The 7,494-nt window shown below is 44.4% G+C and carries 9 protein-coding genes; 6 read left to right on the top strand and 3 right to left on the bottom strand.

Going from position 1 to position 7,494, the window contains the following annotated elements; genetic code table 11:
• On the bottom strand, positions 1-243 hold a 243-nt coding region (locus AC1DUA_RS15065; RefSeq protein ID WP_477500548.1), incomplete at its 3' end, for a MarR family transcriptional regulator.
• Between the two features lie 257 nt (positions 244-500).
• On the opposite strand from AC1DUA_RS15065, the gene AC1DUA_RS15070 reads away from it, so the two are divergent.
• Positions 501-1,376: a cation diffusion facilitator family transporter gene (locus tag AC1DUA_RS15070; RefSeq protein WP_477500549.1), complete on the top strand. Its 876-nt coding sequence runs from the start codon at positions 501-503 to the stop codon at positions 1,374-1,376.
• 2 nt (positions 1,377-1,378) lie between these two features.
• On the opposite strand, the gene AC1DUA_RS15075 is transcribed toward AC1DUA_RS15070, so the two are convergent.
• Positions 1,379-2,047, bottom strand: coding sequence for an SIMPL domain-containing protein (locus tag AC1DUA_RS15075; RefSeq protein ID WP_477500550.1), 669 nt, complete (start codon positions 2,045-2,047; stop codon positions 1,379-1,381).
• A 160-nt stretch (positions 2,048-2,207) separates the two neighbouring features.
• Between AC1DUA_RS15075 and AC1DUA_RS15080 the strand changes: the two genes are divergently transcribed.
• A complete protein-coding gene (locus AC1DUA_RS15080; protein WP_477500551.1) occupies positions 2,208-3,047 on the top strand; it encodes a squalene/phytoene synthase family protein in 840 nt (279 codons plus the stop codon).
• Positions 3,048-3,141: 94 nt separating this feature from the next.
• Here the strand turns inward: AC1DUA_RS15080 and AC1DUA_RS15085 are convergent, their stop codons facing one another.
• Positions 3,142-3,351 (bottom strand): alpha/beta-type small acid-soluble spore protein, encoded by a 210-nt coding sequence (locus tag AC1DUA_RS15085; protein WP_127450781.1) that lies wholly within the window; start codon positions 3,349-3,351, stop codon positions 3,142-3,144.
• A gap of 218 nt (positions 3,352-3,569) precedes the next feature.
• Between AC1DUA_RS15085 and AC1DUA_RS15090 the strand changes: the two genes are divergently transcribed.
• The 4 genes from AC1DUA_RS15090 to AC1DUA_RS15105 form a co-directional block, all read left to right on the top strand.
• Entirely contained in the window at positions 3,570-5,054 is a 1,485-nt protein-coding gene (locus AC1DUA_RS15090; RefSeq protein WP_477500552.1) for a M81 family metallopeptidase, read from the top strand.
• Positions 5,051-6,373, top strand: a complete 1,323-nt coding sequence (locus AC1DUA_RS15095) for an aspartate aminotransferase family protein (RefSeq protein WP_477500553.1) — start codon at positions 5,051-5,053, stop codon at positions 6,371-6,373. Before AC1DUA_RS15090 ends, AC1DUA_RS15095 begins: the two co-directional genes overlap by 4 nt.
• A 93-nt stretch (positions 6,374-6,466) precedes the next feature.
• Positions 6,467-6,853, top strand: coding sequence for a RidA family protein (locus tag AC1DUA_RS15100; RefSeq protein ID WP_477500554.1), 387 nt, complete (start codon positions 6,467-6,469; stop codon positions 6,851-6,853).
• Positions 6,853-7,494 (top strand): IclR family transcriptional regulator (locus AC1DUA_RS15105; protein WP_477500555.1); only part of this gene is annotated, 642 nt, incomplete at its 3' end. The genes AC1DUA_RS15100 and AC1DUA_RS15105, both read left to right, overlap by 1 nt.

The following is a 7,494-nucleotide window of genomic DNA, read 5'->3' on the forward strand; positions in this document are numbered from 1 at the left end:
GCTTTCAATAAGGCCTTTTTTAATGAGCTTCTTAGTTAGTTTGCTTATAGCACCGCTAGTCATATAAAAGGACTCCGCAAGCTTGGTCACGTTGGAATCTTCATTTCTACCAATGTATTCGATGCAATGGACTTCAGATGACTTATAACCCTTAAGACTTTCTTCCATCTTAGGTTTATTAAGCCAAGCCATCTTGTTTACTAAATCTCTGAAACTCATGATGACCTGATCTTCTTTATTCATGGCTTGTCCTCCCACCCGTTGGAGCATTCTCACTATATGACGTTAATTATCTATTGAAATTTTATTATATGCAACCTAATAAACCGCTCACAGGCCTTTATATATTGCTATAAGCCTAATCTTTTTGTATGGTGCAACTTTCTTTACCCTTACCTATTTTTTCACCCCTATGAAAAAACGTTTCTCTAGACCCACACAAAGTTCGGTTGATATGATGAACAAGCGGAACGAAAAGCCGAGGGGAGTACAGAGGAATTATGGAACAAGAGATGAGATATGGAAATTTAAAAATGGGAGAACGAGGAGCTATCCTCAGCATAGTTGCCTACATATGCCTTTCCGCCTTGAAATTAATCGTTGGACATATATCAGGTTCGGAAGCTTTAAAAGCAGATGGCTTAAACAATGCGACAGATATTGTGGCATCGATTGCCGTATTGATCGGATTAAAGTTGGCTCAAAAGCCAGCGGATGAAAACCACCCGTATGGACATTGGAAATCAGAGACGATTGCCTCTTTGGTTGCCTCATTCATCATGATGGCGGTTGGTCTGGATGTATTTATAACCGCCATCAAATCGAGTTTTCAAGCGAGCGAGCAAGCGCCGGATCTCATATCCGTGTGGACAGGGCTTTTCTGTGCGGTCGTCATGTATGTTGTATTTCGTTATAATAAGAATCTTGCCCAAAAAATTAAAAGTCAAGCCGTTATGGCTGCAGCGAAAGATAATTTATCAGATGCTTTCGTAAGTGTCGGGACCGTAGTGGGTATCATTGGTTCCCAATTTAGTTTGCCTTGGCTTGACCCTTTGACCGCGGTATTGGTTGGATTTATTATATGTAAAACGGCATGGGACATATTCCGTGAAGCCTCACATCATTTATCAGATGGATTCGATGAAACAGCTATTCAAGCTTTTAAGGATACCGTGCTGCAAGTTGAAGGGGTTGAAAATGTAAAGGACCTCCGCGCTAGAAATTACGGTAGTAATGCTGTTGTTGACGTTGTTCTTTCTATAAAAGCAGATTTGGACTTTCAAAAGGCGCATGATATTGCAACAAAAGTAGAAAATGAATTGAAGAAGACGTCAGAAGTATTTGAAGTTCATGTCCATTACGAACCTGCAAAATAATTTTAGGTAAATAAAAACCAAACGCGTACCGCCGCTTGTACGGATAATTGACCAGGCTCAATAGAACTATCAACCGCACTTGCAGTAAATTTGGCAGTCATGTAGGGCATAGGACCTGCCGTCCGMGAAGGCTCCTGCACTTGGGAAGGGATCGCGCCAAGGGTCACGCCCAAGGTAGATGCGATCGTATAAGCTTTTTGACGAGCGTTTTGGATGGCTAGCGACAATGCTTGATTCTCATAAAATTCTGGATGTGCTATAGTAAACTGAATGCTTGTGACATTATTCGCGGCACTTGCTACGGCAGTATCAACAAGGTTTCCTGTCTGATCTACATGATCCGTAGTGATTTGTAGCAGATGGGTGATTTTATAACCTCGAAATATTTGTTTTCCATCCACATAATCATGAACGATTTCTATACGATAATCATGCGTTTGTATCTTTTCTCGGGGTATGTGTAGACGCATCATGGATTGGATGATGTTGGTTATGGCTTTGGAGTTTTCAGTCTGAATGGCTTGTAAGTTAGGACCTTCTGTCACAACTCCGAGCACAACCACAGCCCGGTCGGGTGTTGCAGTCACAGTACCCTCACCCAGGACCTCGATGGTAGATGAGTGCTTTGAATGCGAAGGTGAAGCTGACCTATCAATGGGATACCCGTACATGGAAGGACTCCTTTCTAGTGGCAGTCATTACCCAATGTATGAGGAGCTCACTTGAAACATAACGGGAGGCTGGCGGAGAGCTTCGTAGAGAAATGATCATAAAATTTGGATTGACAATGTCAACGTGTGTTATCATGATACCTAGCTACGAATAAGTTAAATGCTAAACGATTACTTGGAGGGAGAAGTCATTAATAACGTCGTCCTGAATGATGCAATGACCATGTTGAAGGAAACAAGCCGTACTTTTTATATACCTATAAATAGTTTGGAATTAGGCTTGAAGGAGGCTGTAACATCAGCCTATCTATGTATGCGTGCTATAGACGAAATCGAAGATCATGATGAGCTCGAAGACTCACTGAAAATTGAATTACTTATCGGGATACATAAGGCATTCCAATCCGATAACGCGATGGCTGCCATACAAAATGTACTATCACCTTATAAGGCGGTATTACCAGCCGTTACTATGCGACTAGATGAGTGGGCGCAGCTATGCCCAACCACAGGAGCACCAATCGTATTTTCTTACATCGCTAAGATGTCTTTAGATATGTCTGACTGGGTTCAAAGCGGTTGGAACATCCATACGGAAGAGGATTTGGACCGCTACACCTATAGCGTTGCTGGTATGGTCGGAGAAATGCTATCCGAACTATGGCTGTGGCATGACGGGACGCAATCCGATCGTACGAAGGCGATTGGCTTCGGTAGAGGACTTCAAGCGGTAAATATCCTCCGAAATAGAGGAGAGGATCTGAAGCGTGGTGTTGACTTTTTCCCAGACGGTTGGGGATTCAAGGAGATGCAGCAGTACACACGTCGCAATTTGCAACTTGCCGACTCCTATATCGCGGACCTTAAGGAAGGTCCAGCATTGAAATTTTGCAAAGTGCCATTAGCGCTTGCGCATGCGACGGTTAACCTCATCGCTGTTGGTGGCAACAAACTAACGAGAGATGCGGTTCTTAAAATTGTGAGTCGTGTGACAGGTTAAACGGATTATTCACAGAATAGAAAAAAAGACTTCATTCACCAGGAGGAGGAAAGGTGAGTGGAGTCTTTTTTGTGTTTGCATGTAAGTCAAAATATTAACGTTGGAAACCTTGTAGTTGTTGTTCAGCCATTTGGACCAATCTTTTGGTAATGCTGCCACCAATAGAGCCTGCGTCGCGAGTCGCGAGATTCCCATTGTAACCATCTGGTGAAAGCGGAATTCCTAGTTGTTGAGCTACTTCGTATTTCATTTGATTTAATGCTGCTTTTGCTTGAGGAACCACTAATGTACTATTGTTTGCCATGGATAAATCACTCCTTTTTTTGGTGTACTCCTATCATGCGGAGGCAGCTGAACTATTATGCATGCATCTTTCTAAAAGAATATTGGTAATTTTAAGCAGATATAAATTTTCTAAATGTAAAATAATTTTCTTGATATAAATAAAAAACGTGTGTTACACTATTTCCATAATATCTCAAATTTATGCCATTATCTGTTAATAGGTGGGTGAACATGTGCATGTCAAACCAGTTACGCATTGGAGTGGTCGGTGTCTACCATGAAACGAACACGTTCGCTCCTGAACAGACGCAGTGGAATGATTTTCAACATTGCTTCACGCTTGGCAGAGATGCCTTCATGAATTTATTTAAGCATACCCGAACGACGATGGGAGGCGTTATTGGCGCATCGACAGAAGAGAAAGTTACACTTGTGCCAGGGCTGTACACGTCTGCTACACCGAGCGGCATCGTATCGGAAGAAGCAGGTCAGCTGATCTTGAAGGAGTTAACGCGTTCAATTGCTTCTGAGCTTGATGGAATGGTCGTTATTCTTCATGGAGCTATGGTTTCTGAGCAATGCCTCGACATGGAGTCTGCCATACTAGAGGTTATTCGTAATGTTATAGGTAAGCAAATTCCTATAGCGGTTACTGTTGACCTGCACGCCAATCTTGGTGAGAAGATGGCTCAATTATGCAACTTGCTCGTCGGATACGATACTTACCCTCATGTTGATGCCTATGAGCGTGGAGAGGAAGCGCTGCATCTGTTGGTTCGTCAGGTTCGCGGCGAGATTGGGCCCGTCATTTCCATTGCCAGACCCAACATGCTCGTTGCACCGCAAAAAATGATAACAACGAAAGGGATCATGAAGACGATCATGGAAGAAGCTTTTGATATGGAGAAAGATCCAGAGGTTCTTAACGTGACCGTCTGTGGTGGATTTCCATACAGTGATGTCCCTTTTGCAGGCATGACTTTCGCGGTAACGACCAATAGGAATGAAGCTTTGGCACACCGTTATGCGGAGAAGCTGGCTAATCTGGCATGGTCGCTTCGAGATGAGTTTCTGGTTCAAGAAGTTAAAGTCGAGCAAGCCATAAGACTTGCCATGGAAGCCGAAGAGAGCCCCATCATTCTTGTTGAAGCATCGGATAATGTGGGCGGAGGAGCTCCAGCTGACGGAACTCACTTGTTGCCTGAGCTGCTAAAGCTTCCATTCCAGAGCTTAATCGTCATCCGAGATAGGGAAGCTGTTTCAATCGCCTGCAAGCAAGGTGTAGGTAATGAAATATCGTGCACTATAGGTGGAAAAAGTGATAGCTTGCATGGAAAACCAGTTCCAATTGAAGGAAAGATCAAACTCCTGTTTGACGGTGTGTATAAGCATAGAGGGCCTTATATGAAAGGAACTGTGGCTTATATGGGTAAAACTGCCGTCATTGAAGTCAATCAGGTTACGATTGTTCTCACGGAAGAACGAGTCCCCCCATGGGATATTGGACATGTCGAATCTATAGGCCTGAACCCGACAGATTTTCATTTAATTGTAGTTAAATCAGCCGTTGCCTGGATTAGCGCATTCGGTCCTATCGCCAAGCAAATCATCGAAGTAGATACCCCAGGATGCTGTACCGCCTCACTTCAACATCTAACCTACCATCATGTCCCACAATCCGTTTTTCCACTTCATTTCCTTGAAAAGGAGCATACCCCATGAACCGATATTTACAATCCGCAGAGCGATTGCAAGAAGCGAGAACTTATGTGGCGGGAGGTGTGGCAAGCAGCCTTCGAGCTTCTATGAAACCGACACCGCTATATGTGCAAAAGGCATACGGAGCAAGAATTCTAGATGTGGACCATCATGAATATATCGACTACATGTTGGCCTATGGACCATTGATTCTCGGTCATGCTCATCCTGCTTTTAACGAACAACTGTATGATGTTATGCAAAAAGGAAGTACATATGGTTTGCAGCATGATGGTGAAATCCGCTTGGGCCGGCGCTTAACCGAAATACTCCCTTGTGCGGAGCAAGTGGCATTCAGCGGATCGGGGACAGAAGCGGTTATGTTGGCTCTGCGTTTAGCCCGAGCTTATACAGGTAAAACCAAAACGGTTCGGTTTTATGGTCATTATCATGGTTGGTCGGATGCGATTTTCACTTCCTTTCCGAGCCCGGACTTTTCCTCGTCTGGTCAAACAGAAGTTGCATCAGAAATCATTCAGGGAACAGGTGGGCAGAGTCTCAATAGCCTGCAAGATCTGATTCTGCTGCCGTGGAACGATCCTGAAGCGTTGGAGGAGGCTTTAACGAGGCATCAACATGAGATCTCAGCTGTTATTACGGAGCCAGTTATGTGTAATTCCGGATGTATTGCGCCAAAACCAGGGTATATGGAGCAAATGAGGGAATTAACCGACAAATTCGGTATCGTATTGATTTGGGATGAGGTGATCACTGGATTTCGTTTAGGTTTAGGTGGTGCTCACGAGCGATTCGGCATTCAACCAGATCTTGTAACGATCGGTAAAGCGATGGCAGGGGGGATTGCCTTGAGCGCGGTAGCCGGTAAGAGAGACATCATGCGTCTCATCGAAGAAGGGACAGTTATGCATCTTGGTACACTCAACGGAAACAGTCTGGCTACAGCCGCGGGATTAGCGGTGATCCAAGAGTTGTCGAAATCCGATGGGCAAGCGTTCAAGGACATGGAACATATAGCAACGTTGCTGACAGAGGGAATTCGCTCGATTCTCAAAACTAATGGGCTTCAAGCAGTTGTGAATCAACAGGGACCCGTATTCCATCTGATGTTTATCGATCGATCAGAAGTATCTGATTTCGATACTTTCAACCTTCGCGATTCACAGCTGTATACCGAATTTGCCGAAGAGATGTTGCACGAGGGCGTTCTCGTTCGTCCCAATGGACTTTGGTATATCTCTACCGCGCATGGGGAGAAGGAGGTTCAGGAAACACTTGCTGCTGTAGAGCGGGTTGCACAACGAATCGCTGCTCATCGTAGATGAGTAGATTTAAACGGTAAGCTATGCACAAATCACAGATACCCCAGGAAGATGCTGGGCTTTATGGAACGACAACGATGGAAGGAGTGTTGAAAATTGAAACAACCTATTGCAACCGATGGAGCAAGTGGCAAGCCTTTCTCATCCGCGATAGAAGCGGGAGGTTTCGTGTTCGTTTCTGGTCAAGGAGGACTGGACCCTGCAACGGGCCAAGTCGTAAGCGCAGACTTGAAGACTCAGACCCTGCAGACACTGGAGAATATTCGACATATCTTGCAAGAAGCTAATGCCACAATAGAGGATGTAGTGAAAGTGAATGTGTATCTAAAAGAACGATCACATTACGAAGCATTTAACGAGGTGTATGGCAGCTATTTTGCCTATCCTTATCCTGCTAGGACGACTATCTATTGTGATTTGAATTTTGATATTTTGGTAGAAATCGATGTTATCGCACTGTCGCCAAAAAGGATGGATCATTGATGAGTATAACGGATAAATCGAGTCAAACCGTCAAATCGGCTGACCGCGTGCTGGATATTTTTGAGTTGTTCGGGGAAGTTGAAGTACGTGAATTAAGTTTAATGGACATCACACGTCGGTTGGAGCTTCCAGCAAGCAGTGTATTCAAAATTTTGCAGAATCTGGTTCATCGTGGTTACTTGGAGAAGGATGAGAACGGAAAGATGTTTCGTCTTGGATATAAAATTTTCCAGATTGGTGCCAAATATGCCCAGCAAACGAACTTAACGACGGAGTTTCAATATATTGCGGGGCAGATCGTTACGGACGTAAATGAAGCCGTTTATTTAGCGATTCGGAGCGACAGGAATATCTTGTATATTGCTGAAAAACAGAGCACGCACCATGTGCGCTTTATTTCGCATCTGGGGATGAAGCTGCCGCTTCACACTACAGCGATGGGCAAGTTATTTTTGAGTGCAATGAGTGAAAAGGATATTGAGCAGCTCTATGGGGATGAGCAAGAACTTGGCCTACTGACCGATCAAACGATTTCTGATCTCACGAAATTATCGGAGCAGTTAAAAGAGATACGCCGGGTAGGAGTGGCTTACAGCGAGGGGGAAGCGGTGCAAGGTATCCGTTGCGTAGCTGCCCCTATC

The organism is Paenibacillus sp. 01T422 (assembly GCF_056398785.1).

Excerpts from the sequence above, each read along its gene's own strand:
- AC1DUA_RS15070 (WP_477500549.1), top strand. The coding sequence starts at position 501 with ATGGAACAAGAGATGAGATATGGAAATTTAAAAATGGGAGAACGAGGA.
- AC1DUA_RS15080 (WP_477500551.1), top strand. The coding sequence starts at position 2,208 with ATGCTAAACGATTACTTGGAGGGAGAAGTCATTAATAACGTCGTCCTG.
- AC1DUA_RS15085 (WP_127450781.1), bottom strand. The coding sequence starts at position 3,351 with ATGGCAAACAATAGTACATTAGTGGTTCCTCAAGCAAAAGCAGCATTA.
- AC1DUA_RS15090 (WP_477500552.1), top strand. The coding sequence starts at position 3,570 with ATGTCAAACCAGTTACGCATTGGAGTGGTCGGTGTCTACCATGAAACG.
- AC1DUA_RS15095 (WP_477500553.1), top strand. The coding sequence starts at position 5,051 with ATGAACCGATATTTACAATCCGCAGAGCGATTGCAAGAAGCGAGAACT.